Here is a 14,579-nt window from a genome sequence, read left to right as displayed (position 1 = left end):
ACGGGCTGGTTAAAAACAGCACCAGTCACATGAAAACTCAACCAACAGGTCTTATTATATGGGCGTTATCAAATTGTTATGAGGATCAAACGTCCGCCCCATAGCAGTTAACTTGACCCCTACTCTCCCTATCGGCGGTGCCCATGAGCCTGTTACATATCACTGGCCTTCGTCTAGCGGAATTACCCAACCGCAACGGAGAACACCACACTGAAGAGCATCCCGTTAGCCCTGCGCTACATGATGTAAGCCAACAAGAAATTCCAGTTTCTAGCACCGATACTCCTGTCGAGCGAGCGTCGATACGTTGTGCGCATGCGTCCCGGATCCGCACATTTATCCTGGTGAGCGAAGCGGTCGCTATGGCATTGCTTATCCTGGCAGCCGATTACCTGCCTGTTGCAGCTCACGGTGCACGCACTTTCACTCTCGGGACGTATAGCGGCGTTGCCTCCATGTTCGTACCTGGGCTCATCCTTTTCGTGCTGTGGACAGTCGTTATGCGCGTCATGCGCACAACGGACTCAGCGATTCTTGGCCAAGGCGCATTGGAGTATTCCCGGATAGCACGGGCTACGACATTCGCATTCGGCCTCTTCGCCATCATCTGCGAGTTAACTCAATATACCTGTGGTTTTAGGTATTTAATCTTTACCTATCCCGTCGGCTTAGTAACGCTATTATTAATCCGTTATGGGTGGCGTCGGTTTTACTGCTGGCAATTGGATACCAAAAAATTAAGTCAGCGCGCCATCTTCATCGGCGATCCTCATTCCATTTCGGAGGTGTATGGCGCACTTCACCAACAATTAGACAATCAGTTCGATATTGTCGGCTTCTGCAGCACACAGACGGATAACCACAGTGAAGAGCAGCTTGCGGAACTCAAGCGTCGTTTCCCCGAGGCGGAAATTCACGACAACTGGCACCAAATCGATATCATGGTGTCATTACTCCAGGCAGATGCAGTTATCGTCACGGTGAGTAACCAGATCGGTATGAACGATATGCGTGAACTCATTTGGCGTTTGGACGGACTCCACGTTGAGCTACTTGTAGCCCCCTCTGTTGCCAATGTGACCGGACGTCGGGTTCAGATGTTGCCTATCGCCGGAATCCCACTCTTAAAATTGGAACAACCGCAGCACGCACGAACCCACTGCATCTCTAAAGTTGTGTTTGATCGTGTGGTCGCGTCTCTGCTCATTCTCCTGGCGTCGCCCTTGCTGTTGGTCTGTGCGTTAGCTATCAAGCTTGACGACGGAGGCCCTGTCTTTTACACCGCAGAACGGATGGGTAAGAACAATAAACCGTTCGGGATGATTAAATTCCGGTCGATGGTCAAAGACGCGGATCAAATGGTTGCACAACTGAAAGACCAAAGTGATGGCAACGGCGTGTTATTCAAGATGAAGGACGATCCTCGCGTCACACGGATCGGTTCGTTTTTGCGCTGCTACAGCATCGACGAATTACCACAGTTGTTTAACGTGGTGAAGGGCAATATGAGCCTCGTAGGGCCTCGCCCTCCACTGCGTCACGAAGTCGAACAGTATACCGGGCTAGTAGGTAACCGTATGCTCGTTCTTCCTGGTATGACTGGTCTATGGCAGGTCTCGGGACGCTCTAACCTCTCATGGGAAGAATCTGTTTCTCTGGATCTCAATTACGTGGAGAACTGGAGCTTCATGGCCGACCTCATGATCTTATGGAAGACAGGCCGCGCAGTGCTGACCTCTGACGGGGCATATTAAGAAACAACTAAGTTTCGTCCATGAGGCGGCGGCGACGTGAGAGCACTATCACCGCTGCCTCTGACTTGAGTCTCAGCACGGCGTCTTTTTAGCTAAAAATGTTGTCTCCTTCATGCGGTTCCTCAACGTGTTCCGGGGCTTCGCATACCGTGACCGGAGCACCAGTAGGGTCAGCAAGAATCGCGATCCGGCCAAATTCGGTGTTTTGCGGCTGGACGATAATGTCCCCACCGTGTTCCTGGGCATACTCGGCGGCGTTGACAATGTTTGCGACCCCAAAATACGTCGTCCACCGGGACTCTGACGCGTTCACTTCGGCGGCTCCTTGCTCCCCGGGGAACCACACCCCGGCGTAGGCGCCACCCTCGCTCACAGCAGTAATGACCGTGTGGGCCCCCTCCCCGTGACGCATCGTGCTCCACTGCGTCACCTGTGTGTAATACGTGGCGACGTCGTCAATACTCACTCCCTCAGGGAGAATGGCAGCCAGTTCATGCCACACGGGCGTGCCCGGCTCCCCACCAGCAATGAATGGCTCCGACGCAGGATGGATGAACCCAAGCTGTGCGCCGACGATGTCCGTCGCGGCCACCATCGGTCCCCGAGGCCCGTCTACAGGCTCACCAGCTGTTCCGCCGTATTCCCGAGATCGGTGCGCTACCGCGCGAACGTCGTCAGTAAGAAAAGACAACATCCATTGGTTCGGTTGATGCGAAGCGGTATCGTCCGTCACAGGAATGATGCCTGCGATGGGCATTCCCTGCTTGCGCGCGTAGTAGTAGCCGCTGTTATCCGCACTATCGATGTCCCAGCCGAACAAGCCTTGATAAAAGTCTGAAGAACGATCGAGGTCATAGGTGCGCAGTTCATTCCAGAAGGGCATGCCTTCACTAGCGAAAAAGGCCGGCATTACATGTTCCTCCACTTCTCCGGGTCGAAATCGTCGTCGGCGGTGGCTTCATCGAAATAGTCGTCCTCGTCATCGGGGCCACCTACTTCTGCCCCTACGGAGCCGATAGTAACGACGTCGCCGTGGTGCAGCGTGTGTCCTCTGTGGGTTTCAACCTGGCCATTGACCTCGACGCGCCCCGCGGAAATCACTTCCTTTGCCTCACCACCGGTTTCAACGAGGCTGGCCAGTTTAATGAATTGACCGAGCTTAATTGATGAATCGCGAATAGCCGTCACCGGAAAAGAACTCATGCCGCTAGTGTATGCGAGCACGTGCGCGTGGCGGGGATGATGCCGTGCCGAACTACGGCATGAGTGTGTTTAAGCTTTTTCTTTCTGCCACCGTTTCCGAGTCCACTGCCCTATAACGGATCCAATCGCTACAGAGGTAATAGCCGCCACGATGACGAAAACCGTGACGCGGGTCCCGACGTTAAGCGCACTGAGCAACAACCACTCAATGACCATAACGCCCACGGCGATGACCAGGGCTAAGAGCATTGCTCGAGTAATCCGCTGCGCGGGTGGATGGTTGGATTGGTAGCTCATAGTACGCATCCTTTCCTGTCCGTCTCTCTTATGTGTGGTGAGGCCGGAAACCCCGTTGGGTGATATTTAAGACAGTAGCCAAATCTGATGTACATGCTAACCAAAAAACCTTTCGCAAACTATACTAGTTTAACTTTGAGTAACCTATCCTGGATTTATTAAGCTGCTGACTGCCACCAACCGGTTAACGCCCCCACGGGAAACTAGGGAAAGTAGAAACCGTACAAGCGTGCGGGAATTAACAAACGATAATATACGTCGGTTCGTATTCGTTCTAGCCTTGGTGTGCCTTGTATTCGCGACCGTTTTTTCACAATCCGGATGGGTCCATGACAATTATCTTAAAATTGTGTATCCGGCCATGGCAGTGGCATTAATTAGCCTCTTTACATCAAAAGACCGGCTGAATGTTAAAAATGTAACTGTGGCACTTATTGTTGTCGTCGCCGTTATTGTGGCTGTTTCTCTGGCTGTTTAGTTTTATGGTTTTAACTTACGCAACCGACGTCTGATGACGTCGGATAGCGTTCAACACCAAGATGCAGTGTCCCCGTCAGACATAGGTGGCTAGCCCATCTGCCTTTTACAGTCACCGCGACTAAACCGTGCCGGATCTTGTTTTCGTCCTGTTTTAGATCTATTCACCAGGATAACCCCTATCGCAGCAAGGACAAGGAATATCACCGGTTCCACAACTGAATGATGGGAAAGCCCTAGATAAAAAGATATAGCTACTCCACAAAGCAGAGCAACAATGACATTCGGCGAAATCTTTCCTCGTTTCATAATTTCCTTCCAATACATTTCCTATAAATCCACCATAGCGGTCCACGCTGGATCCAATAACATCAAAGTCCGTGAAAATAAGGGCTTCCGCAATTAACTTAGCGCGGGAGCAAGTAGCCATAATCCGTACGATCCTGCAATATCCGAAAACTTTTTAGTAGATAAGACGATAATCTTCTGAAAAAAGTTTCAATAAACGAAACGGATATTAATAAAAACTCAATGGCGTCGCGAGAGCTACGACACGCCACTGAGGTGGTTATCCGCTCTGAATTTTTTGCGATACCGCGCGATGTAAGAGGGTTGAAGACGGCAGAACTTTAGGTCCACTGATCGTTAACTAATAATTTCAAATAAACTTATTAGAGTACGGTACGGGTCTACTCTGGAATTTACCGTATAAAACCATTGCATGCGCATGCTATCCAATATCGCCAGAACTAATGAATATAAACCCGCTATCTCCGGAAAAACATCCCACTTGTGTAAATTCCAACGTAGTAGAAAAAATATTTATACCCTACAGACGTCTTTTCTAGTGATTGAACTCCTTGCTGCATTGTTGACTACAAGAAGAAGACAACATAGCCCACCAATACTCACGGCATAGCCAAGCACTCCGCAAGTGATGACCACGACACTCAACTCACCCCAAAGAAAGGGGAAAGGAGAAGTAATGGTGTAAAAATTAACGTGGCGATCCCCATTTTTTCAGAATCGGCGCGGCAATGCCCCAACTTTCGCTAGATTTTTCCGTTTTCGCCGTTCTGATACCGATAGCTGAGTTTCTCGGAAGACCTCCTGACGCGGCAGCCTCACGGAGGGTGAAACACACAGCACTCGCGAAAACAACAACGACTGACGCGATCAAAGCTGCGACCACTAGCATATTATTTTTATACTTAGCTATAGAATACCGATACCCTTTAAGGCGCTTATCTGGATTCGATTGCGGAGAATAGGGACGCGGCTGTCGGCGAAACTAAATTCCCAACAAGCTTTCCATCGGAGATGACGACTGCCCTATCTGCCCGAGCCGCAATTTCCAGGTCGTGAGTAACCATGATCACCGTTGTACCCCGCGACGAAAGCCGGGACAGTTCGCCGATCACCACACCGGTGGACGATGAGTCGAGCGCGCCAGTGGGTTCATCAGCAAAAAGAACGCGCGGTCTGACAAGGAGAGCTCGAACAATCGCCACTCGCTGCCGCTGCCCGCCCGATAACTGCGCTGGATAAAATTTCAGCTTGTCGCCAATCCCAAACCGCTCGAATTCTCGCCGGATATCTCTCTTAGAGACTCGTTTCTTCGAAAACTTTAGACTTAACTCGACATTTTCGAGAGCGGTCATAGAATCGATGAGATTGTAATCCTGGAATACGAAACTAGCGTTTTGTCGCCGTGCACGACTTCGGTCGTTCCTCGACATCAAGCCAAGGTCATTACCACAAAGGATTGATCTTCCGGAGTCAAACGTTTCCAGTCCGGATATGCAATACAAAAACGTGGACTTTCCTGAACCCGATGGGCCAACTATTGATACAAATTCTCCCTCCGCCGCAGAAAAATCGATTCCCTTGAGTATTTCGTCGGAATCCCGCCGATTAATCCGGAAGGATTTCTTGAGATTTGAAACCTCTACAAGTCTTTTCGTCATAAACCTTACCTCGTTAATGTCGCCGTACTAAGCTCTGAAGAACTTCGCATGGTCGGTACAATTATTGAAATCGACAAGAGTATAAAACTTGCGGTGAGTAAGATAAACGTCTCGCTGCCAAACCAGACTGGCGACGCATGCGGAACAGGGCCTGCAGCGAGTACTTTACCCATAACAAACGCGTTAACCGCGAGTATGAGCAATGCTATGACAGTCGCCGATAAATAGTATATTAGCGATTCACAGACTGCTGCAGCGCGGATTGTTGACGGCTGAGCTCCGAGGACCTCTAGAAGAGTAATGTCATGATTTCTCAAACGGCTCGTCAAATACACAGAAACAATCGCGGATGACGCAGCAATAATTACCGGAAGACCGAAAACTAAAATAATTTGTCCCGGCGGGCTAACTTGTAACTCCTCCTCGCTTTGGCCAAGAGCAACTGAAACATTCTTGGTCTGGGCAACCATGCCAAAGACAGACCCAACAGAGGAAGCAGCAACAACCAATGGAGTAATCACGGACGTTGAGACAATCGAACGTCGACAAGCGGATGTCTTAGCAATAAACCACGAATCAGACTTCGTAAAAGAAAACAACGCGCCGACAAGTCTCACAACAGGGCGAACTAAAACCTTGTCAGAGATTCCATACGCTAAAAGTAGTCCAAGAGCCGCTCCCCAATATGCGGAGATAAGGCCACTTAGAGTATCTGGCTTACTCACCGGTGAAGTATTCGCGATGGCTATATAGCCGATAGCTATACCACCGACGATCGCTATCGAAACGAGTAAGCGCAGAAACCCAGTTTTGCCTCGTTGCTCAGGGATTTCTGCAACAGCTTGGACGGGATCGATCTTAGACATGCCTGCCGATCCAAAAAATGTTGCTAAAAGCACAACGCCGAAAGAACTTAGAGGACCAGAAAGGAGAGCACCGATGTTGATCGACTCTGACCCTAACCCCGGCGTGAGCAAAAAACCGGTCCGTCTCACTAAATCAGTGAAGACAGGCCACGAGATATACCCCAGAAATGCGCCCAGTAACGATCCTAACAAGGATGAGAGAGAAGCCAACAGAACATAACGCCACCGGGCCTGACGCGGTGACGCGCCGATCACCTGCCACAACGCCACTCGCCGGGAATCTTGACGAATAGCGAGGCGAACTACACTCGGCGCACACAAGATGACTGACAAACACGTTAAGGCAATCTGCAAACCACCGATTGCCGCGAATTGTTCACCAGCATCAGTCCCTGAGGCTTGAGCACCAACAATCGTGAGACCCAATGACAGCGTGAGCATCCACGAGGACACAGCAGTCACGATCAGAATTGAAACCGCCATCGGATGCAGGTCTCTAAGCTCTTTAAACACAGTGAAATCTTTCTGAGGATACTGGGGATAATTATTTTAGTTGATCGAGTATGAATCTAGCACATCTAAGCATATAGTGGGTTAATTTAGAACCAACTCGACTATGATTCCTCTAAACTCGGTTATCTTGGTAAAGAAGCGGCGTACCTGCACAGTACGTCGGATCTGGACGCGAGCAGTCCTCCATATGTGATGGAAAGTCCACAGTAGTTCAGCACAGATCTATCATCTGTCTGATATAGATGGTCACAAAACCGGAAATGCACATTTTCAATGGTGGGCTGACATTGGAACGAATAATAATTCTTATTTAATTTCTGGACAATTAATATAGGATATATCGCTTTCTTACCCACTATTTAGGAATTATCCCCAGAAGCTGATCAACAGAAGATTCAACAAAGGCTGGCCATAAGTCGAGCTGAACCCTAACAGAAAAGATAGACGACCTAACCGGCTACGAAGTACACAGGAGTGACCACTGAAGCACGTTACAGTTGACACGGTCCCCTTACCCGCGTAGTCATAAATGACATGTCAATTACCGCACCATTCATCGTTAATGACGAAGCCCTCGATGTCCTCTTCCGCGATGCCCACACCACCAGTGTTTTTGAGGACACCAGCATCGCTCCCGAGGTAATCAAGTCCGTGCGCGACCTCGTCAAATGGGGTCCTACCTCCATGAACAGCCAACCGCTGCGTATCATCGAGGTCCCCAAAGACAAGCGTTCCCGCCTTGTACCCCACATGATGGGCAACAACCAAGCCAAGACAGAAGCTGCACCTCTCGCCTTCATCATGGCCGCGGACACAAATTTCCACAACAACCTACCGCAGCAGTTCCCGGCCGGTGGCAACGGCCCCCGAGACATGTACGAAAAGAACGAAGAAGCGCGCACTGCCGTCGCTCTTCAATCCGCCAATCTGCAAGCGGCCTATTTCATCCTGGGCCTCCGTGCGGTCGGATTAGGTGTTGGCCCAATGGGCGGTTTTGACGCCAATGCCGTCACGAAAGAATTTCTTCGCGACGGTGAACAAGCCATCATGGTCATTATCGCCGGGGTCCCCGCAGGCACAGACTCTTACCACCCGCGGGGTCCGCGCATGGATGACGCCGACGTTTTCCGCGTCGCAGACTAACCGCCGGCTGCCGGGTCAATCTAAGCACCGGCGCCCGGCTTAAGCACCGAACAGCTAGCAGCCCCCTTTAACGCCAGAAACTCGGTCGCAGCTACGCTCGCATCGGCACGTCCGTCGGCACAATAGCCGCCGGCAAACTGGACTCACCCATGAGCTGACGATCCACCGCAGCGGCGGCCGAGCGGCCCTCCGAAATCCCCCACACGATGAGGGACTGTCCGCGACCCGCGTCGCCAGCAACAAACACAGGCGCCCGGAACCCGGCTGACAATGGCACCTCCGCCCGGAAATGCTCATCACGAACAATCCGTCCGCGACCGTCAATCTCCAACCCCAGTTCGTCAACAATCCCGGTGCGATCCACAGAGGCGAACCCCATAGCGAGCAACACAAGGTCCGCATCAATCTCGAAATCGGAACCCTCGATGGGGATAGTCCCCTCCGGGGTGCGGTCCACCAGGGTGCCCTTCAATCCAGTGATCTTTCCGTCGGTGCCGATGAACTCCACCGTGTTCGTTTTCCACTGGCGGTTACCTAACGGGTGCCCTTTCACGCGGGCGTCCAGGCCGAGCTTCTCCACGAGCTCCTTTTCTTCCTCGCCGGAGACCTCGTACTCGCCCTCTTCGTGGGCAGTTGCGACGCGAAGCTTACGGGGGAAGGTTGGCCACGGCGTCGATGCCGCCCGTGTCCGCGGTGGCTTCGGGCCGATATCGAACTGCACGACGCTCTTCGCGCCCTGGCGCAACGCCGTCCCAAAGCAGTCTGTCCCCGTGTCGCCACCGCCGACGATGACGACGTTCTTTCCGCGGGCGTCGATCGTCGATACGTCCCTGTCCCCTTCCTGGACCTTATTGGCCTCCGGAAGGTACTCCATCGCTTGGTAGACGCCCTCCAAGTCGCGCCCCTCAATGGGCAAATCGCGGCCGATTGTCGAGCCGATCGCCAACACCACGGCGTCGAAGCCGTGCAGGTCGCTCGCGGACGGAGAGATGTTGGTCCGGAATTGGGTACCCTCGGCCACCATCTGTTCCAGGCGGCGATTGATCCACTTTTTCTCCATCTTGTATTCGGGCACCCCGTAGCGCATCAGACCACCCAGGCGGTCGTGACGCTCAAATACGGTGACGTCGTGGCCCGCGCGGGTCAGCTGCTGGGCAGCCGCCAAGCCGGCAGGGCCGGAGCCCACTACGGCCACCGACTGGCCCGTCGAGAATGAAGGGCGAATTGGCTTCACAAAGTCATGTTCAAAGCCGTATTCGACAATTTCCAACTCGACATTCTTGATCGTGACGGGGTCATCGTTGATGCCCAGAACGCATGCTCCTTCGCACGGCGCGGGGCACAAACGGCCCGTGAACTCCGGGAAGTTGTTGGTTGCATGGAGGCGGTCAAACGCTTCACGCCACCGGCCCAAACGAACCAGGTCGTTCCACTCCGGGATGATGTTTCCCAGCGGGCAACCGTCGTGGCAGAAAGGAATCCCGCAGTCCATACACCGTGTTGCTTGCTGGCGCAGATCCGTCAGGTCCTGCTTCTCGTACACCTCGTGCCAGTCCAACAGCCGAAGCGGAACTGGCCGGTGGGCTTTGTCGTGACGGGAATACTTTTGAAATCCATGTGGGTCAGCCATCAGTGCACAGCCTCCATAATCGCCTCGGCAGTTGCTGCCTCATCTCGTCCTTGAGCCTGACAACTTTCCATAATCGTGAGCACACGGCGGTAATCCCGCGGCATCACCTTCACAAAAGTGCCGACTGGTGTCGTCGAACCAGTCCACTCCCGATAACTAGCAATAGTCTGATCCAGCCAGGCCACGTCCTCCGCCGTGGGCTCCTCAATATCAGCCAACGCCGTATCAATACGGTCGCGGATACCGCCCTGACCAGCAGGGATACCGTCGTCGGGGAGGAAAGCGATACCACCCGACATACCAGCACCAAAGTTGCGACCCACATGGCCAAGGACAACCACACGGCCACCTGTCATGTACTCGCACCCATGGTTACCGATCCCCTCAACGACGGCGGTCGCGCCCGAATTACGGACACAGAACCGCTCCCCCACCGTGCCGCGAACGAACAACTCGCCCGAGGTCGCACCATAACCAATGACATTGCCAGCGATGATGTCGCCCGACACGTCACGGCCTGCCTTTTCCACGGCCGAGACATAGCGCGGATCGGGGCGCACCACAATGCGTCCGCCCGACAATCCCTTACCGACGTAGTCGTTCGCGTCACCGGTCAGGGCCAGCGTGACACCGTGGGGCAAGAATGCGCCGAAGGAGTTACCTGCCGATCCCTCAAATTCCACGGTCAATGCGCCTTCGCGCAGGCCATCGGCACCGCCCATGCGGGAAATTTCCGATCCAACCATGGCGCCCACGGAGCGGTCCACGTTCGAGATCCGATACGACAATTCGAGGGGCTCGCACTCGCCCTTCGCGTCGATCACCTCGCGCGCGTCGCGAATGATGTGGTTATCCAACGCCTTGTCCAACGAGTGGTCCTGCGTCTTCGTGCAGTGCTTGTCCTGGTACATGAACGGGCTATCTGGCTGCGCGAAGATCGGCGAGAGGTCGAGCTTCGCCGCATCTGGGTGCCTATCTGCCACTTCACGGTTGACACCCAGGATCTCGGAGTGGCCCACCATCTCGTCAATCGTGCGGAAACCGAGCTGCGCCATGTACTCACGGATTTCCTCCGCAATGAATTGGAAGAAATTCACCACATATTCGGCGCGGCCGCTGAACTTCGCCCGGAGGTCCGGATTCTGCGTGGCCACGCCCACCGGGCAGGTGTCCAAGTGGCACACACGCATCATGATGCAGCCCTCAACCACCAGAGGAGCCGTCGCAAAACCAAACTCTTCTGCCCCTAACAGAGCAGCGATGACGACGTCACGCCCAGTTTTCAGCTGGCCATCACACTGCACGGTGATCCGGTCACGAAGACCATTCATCAGCAACGTCTGCTGTGTCTCCGCCAAGCCCAACTCCCATGGCGCGCCCGCATGCTTCAAAGAACCGAGAGGAGAGGCGCCTGTGCCACCATCATGGCCGGAAATCAACACCACATCCGCGTGTGCCTTGGACACACCCGCAGCGACCGTCCCGACGCCCTGTTCGGACACCAACTTCACATGGATGCGCGCATCCGGATTAGCACACTTCAAGTCGTGAATAAGCTGGGCAAGGTCCTCAATCGAATAAATATCGTGGTGTGGTGGCGGCGAAATCAACCCCACGCCGGGAGTGGTAATGCGCACCTCTGCAATCCACGGGTACACCTTGTGCGGAGGCAGCTGGCCGCCCTCACCGGGCTTAGCGCCCTGGGCCATCTTGATCTGGATGTCGGTGCAGTTGTTCAGATAATGGCTTGTCACACCGAACCGGCCTGACGCCACCTGTTTGATGGCTGACCTGCGCCAATCACCATTCGCGTCCTTCGTGAAGCGGTCGGAATCTTCGCCGCCTTCGCCAGAATTAGACATGCCTCCCAGGCGATTCATTGCGATAGCTAACGTCTGGTGGGCTTCGGCGGAAATTGAGCCATACGACATCGCACCCGTCGAAAATCGCTTCACAATCGAACTAACGGGTTCCACCTCGTCAATATCTATTGGAGGGCGGTTGGGGTTGAATTTAAATAACCCGCGGATCGTTGCCAACCGCTTGGCCTGATTATTGACTTTCTCGGTGTACCGCTTGAAGACCTCATAACGGCCAGTTCGCGTCGCATGTTGGAGGGTGAAAATCGTCTCCGGGTTAAACAGATGGTATTCACCCTCACGACGCCACTTGTACTCACCGCCCAATTCCAGCTCGCGGTGCGCTTGCTCCTCAGGGCGGGGCAGGAACGCTTCGCGGTGGCGGTCCCCGACTGCCTCTGCAATGGCCTCCAAGCCAACGCCGCCGATCGGGGCAAAACTACCCGTGAAGTATTCGTCTAAGAACTCTTGGTTCAGGCCCACGACATCGGCCAACTGTGCGCCGCGATACGACGCCACCGCGGCGATGCCCATCTTCGACATCACTTTCAGTAGTCCCTTGACCGCCGCTTTCGTGTAGTTATCGAACGCGGTCTCGAGATCCATATCGCCCAAGGAGCCCTGTTTGCGCAACTCGTCGATTGTTTCGTAACCCATGTAGGGGTTAATGGCATCCGCGCCGAAAGTGATCAGCATGGCGATATCGTGGACCTCGCGGACATCACCTGCCTCCACGATCAAGGAGGCCCGCGTACGCGTCCGCTCACGCACCAAGTGCTGGTGGACAGCAGAGGTCAACAGGAGCGACGGAATAGGCGCAAACCGCTCATCCGACTCGCGGTCGCTCAGCACGATCAACGTTTTACCGTCGGCAATCGCATCCGACACCTCGCGGCGGATGCGTCGCAAGGATTCCTGGATTCCACGACCACCATGCGCCACGGCATACAAACCGGAGATAATGGCGACGTCGAACTGCGGGAACTCTCCACCATCGTTGGCGTGAACAAGCCGCGCTAAATCACGGTTACGCAAAATGGGGTCATCAAGATGGATGAGCTTCGCAGCATTCGCATCCGGGTGCATGATGTCTCGCTGAGCACCCAGGTGAGTGAACAGTGAGGTCATGAGTTTCTCACGGATTGAGTCCAACGGAGGGTTCGTGACCTGGGCAAACCGCTGCTTGAAGAAGTCGAACAGATACGACGGGTGGTCGGATAGCGCTGCAATCGGCGTATCGGTGCCCATCGAACCAATGGCCTCTGCACCATTCAGGGCCATTGGTTTCACGATGATATCTACGATCTCCTGCGTAAAACCGAATACACGCTGGCGCAACACAGCCCGGTGGTGAGGCATCCAGTGATAATCCGCATCTGGAAGATCAGTCTTGCGCACAAGATTTTGTGAGACCCACTCACCATAAGGCGCTTGGGACGCAAGGTCAGCTTTGATCTCCTCATCCGGCACCACGCGACCTTGGGAGGTGTCCACCAAGAACATCTCGCCCGGCTTCACGCGGGTGCGTTCCGTCACGTGCTCTGGGTCGATGGGCAGGACTCCCGCTTCGGACGCGCCGACGACCAGCCCGTCGTCGGTAATCCAAATACGACCAGGACGTAGACCATTTCGATCTAGGACAGCGCCGATGACTGTTCCATCTGTGAACACGACGTCGGCGGGGCCGTCCCACGGTTCCATCAAACACGAGTTGTACTCATAAAAGGCCCGGACATCGTCGGATAAATCGGCGTTATGCTCCCAGGCTTCTGGAATCATCATGAGCACTGCGTGGGGCAGGGAACGTCCACCGAGGTGCAGAAGCTCCAGGGCTTCGTCGAAACGAGCCGTGTCGGAACCGCCTGGATCACAGATCGGGAGGACCCGGTCAATGGGGCCCAGCACCTCGGAATCGATCACCGCTTCGCGGGCGCGCATCCAGTTCTCATTACCGCGAACCGTGTTGATCTCGCCGTTGTGGGCGACCATGCGGTAGGGGTGGGCCAGTGGCCACGACGGGAAGGTGTTCGTCGAAAAACGGGAGTGGACCACCGCAATGGCGGACTCCACCTCGGGATCCTGCAGGTCAAGGTAGAATTCCCGCAACTGCGGGGTGGTCAGCATGCCTTTGTACACAACGGTCCGGGCGGACAATGAGGGGAAATACACGGTGTCCTCGCCCGATCCGGCGCCAGCACCCTTGCTGCCGAGTTCGCGTTCGGCACGCTTGCGGACGAACCACACGGCGCGGTCCAGGTCAATGCCCTCGAGGGGGGTGCCGTCGTCCTTGGTTCCCGAAATAAAGACCTGGTGGAATAGCGGCATCGCGTCCCTGGCCATGGCGCCGATTGATGAATCGTCGACGGGGCAATCGCGCCACCCGATGAGCGTCAGGCCTTCTTCTTTAATGATGTCCTCGACGTAGCGCACTGCGTCGAGCGCCGCCATGCGGGCAGCTGGCAGCATGGCGATGCCGGTGGCGTATTGGCCGGCGGGTGGGAGTTCAATGTCCTGCTTGGCCATTTCACGGCGGTAAAAAGCGTCCGGAATCTGAATCAGAATCCCGGCACCGTCACCGGTGTTTTTCTCGGCACCTGCGGCACCGCGGTGCTCGAGATTAACAAGTGCTTGAATTCCTTTGTCGACGATGTCGCGGCTTTTGTCACCGTGCATGTTGGCAACGAACGCGACGCCACAAGCGTCATGCTCAAAGGATGGGTCGTAGAGACCCTGGCGTGAGGGAACAGTCGTCATCTGGTCGCCTTTTCGTTCACATGGCTGTAACGAGCCTGGTTAGCCGTGGTCTGTCGGTGAGATCTACCACGTGCGGGGTTGTGCACAGTGAATAGGATCAGGGGGCTCGCACGGGG

General features: G+C 54.5%; 9 protein-coding genes. 2 read left to right on the top strand and 7 right to left on the bottom strand.

All coding sequences use genetic code 11. The features are described from left to right. Nucleotides 1-143 precede the first annotated feature (143 nt). Nucleotides 144-1,754, top strand: coding sequence for a sugar transferase (locus tag JMN36_RS05115; protein ID WP_221923956.1), 1,611 nt, complete (start codon nt 144-146; stop codon nt 1,752-1,754). Nucleotides 1,755-1,842: 88 nt separating this feature from the next. Here JMN36_RS05115 and JMN36_RS05110 read toward each other — a convergent pair whose 3' ends face one another. From JMN36_RS05110 to JMN36_RS05090, 5 genes are all read right to left on the bottom strand, one after another. Continuing rightward, a complete protein-coding gene (locus tag JMN36_RS05110; protein WP_204087791.1) occupies nt 1,843-2,664 on the bottom strand; it encodes a VOC family protein in 822 nt (273 codons plus the stop codon). Then, entirely contained in the window at nt 2,664-2,957 is a 294-nt protein-coding gene (locus JMN36_RS05105; protein WP_204087790.1) for an RNA-binding S4 domain-containing protein, read from the bottom strand. The genes JMN36_RS05110 and JMN36_RS05105 overlap by 1 nt, the downstream gene beginning before the upstream one ends. Before the next feature lie 69 nt (nt 2,958-3,026). Then, nucleotides 3,027-3,254, bottom strand: a complete 228-nt coding sequence (locus tag JMN36_RS05100) for a hypothetical protein (RefSeq protein WP_221923955.1) — start codon at nt 3,252-3,254, stop codon at nt 3,027-3,029. A 1,721-nt stretch (nt 3,255-4,975) separates the two neighbouring features. Then, entirely contained in the window at nt 4,976-5,698 is a 723-nt protein-coding gene (locus JMN36_RS05095) for an ABC transporter ATP-binding protein (protein WP_204087788.1), read from the bottom strand. 5 nt (nt 5,699-5,703) lie between these two features. Further along, complete coding sequence (locus JMN36_RS05090) at nt 5,704-7,077, bottom strand: FtsX-like permease family protein (protein WP_236881670.1); 1,374 nt, start codon at nt 7,075-7,077, stop codon at nt 5,704-5,706. Between the two features lie 534 nt (nt 7,078-7,611). Between JMN36_RS05090 and JMN36_RS05085 the strand changes: the two genes are divergently transcribed. Then, entirely contained in the window at nt 7,612-8,220 is a 609-nt protein-coding gene (locus JMN36_RS05085) for a malonic semialdehyde reductase (RefSeq protein WP_204087787.1), read from the top strand. Nucleotides 8,221-8,311: 91 nt separating this feature from the next. Here JMN36_RS05085 and JMN36_RS05080 read toward each other — a convergent pair whose 3' ends face one another. Together JMN36_RS05080 and gltB are read right to left on the bottom strand one after the other, a co-directional pair. Next, nucleotides 8,312-9,850 carry a glutamate synthase subunit beta gene (locus tag JMN36_RS05080; RefSeq protein WP_221923954.1) on the bottom strand — a complete coding sequence of 513 codons (1,539 nt, stop codon included), beginning with the start codon at nt 9,848-9,850 and terminating at the stop codon, nt 8,312-8,314. Beyond that, a complete protein-coding gene (gene gltB, locus JMN36_RS05075) occupies nt 9,850-14,463 on the bottom strand; it encodes a glutamate synthase large subunit (protein WP_221923953.1) in 4,614 nt (1,537 codons plus the stop codon). The genes JMN36_RS05080 and gltB overlap by 1 nt, the downstream gene beginning before the upstream one ends. Nucleotides 14,464-14,579: the final 116 nt, after the last annotated feature.

It is taken from the genome of Corynebacterium pseudokroppenstedtii (genome assembly GCF_019754945.1).
In the GTDB taxonomy this organism is placed as follows: Bacteria; Actinomycetota; Actinomycetes; order Mycobacteriales; family Mycobacteriaceae; genus Corynebacterium; species Corynebacterium pseudokroppenstedtii.
This window is presented reverse-complemented; position numbering and strand designations above follow the sequence as displayed.